We start from the raw sequence: 253 nt of genomic DNA, 5'->3' as shown, positions 1-253 counted from the left end.
AAGATCACGGATTGGCCACGCTCGAGGGTGGCGATGTCATGCCGATCGGCAACAAGACGGTACTCATCGGCATGAGCGAACGCACGTCTCGCCAGGCCATCAGCCAGCTCGCGGCGACCTTGTTCAACCGCGGCGCCGCCGAGCGGGTCATCGTGGCGGCCATGCCGAAGATCCGCGCGGCCATGCATCTCGACACCGTATTCACGTTCGCCGACCGCGACTGCGTCCTGATTGCACCGGATTTCATGGCACG

General features: G+C 64.0%; 1 protein-coding gene. It reads left to right on the top strand.

Annotated features, from left to right (window positions below):
* On the top strand, window positions 1–253 hold a 253-nt coding region (locus SB751_RS33135), incomplete at both ends, for an arginine deiminase family protein (protein WP_410749387.1).

The sequence above is a fragment of the Cupriavidus sp. SIMBA_020 genome (assembly GCF_046535395.1).
GTDB lineage: Bacteria > Pseudomonadota > Gammaproteobacteria > Burkholderiales > Burkholderiaceae > Cupriavidus > Cupriavidus campinensis.
This window is presented reverse-complemented; position numbering and strand designations above follow the sequence as displayed.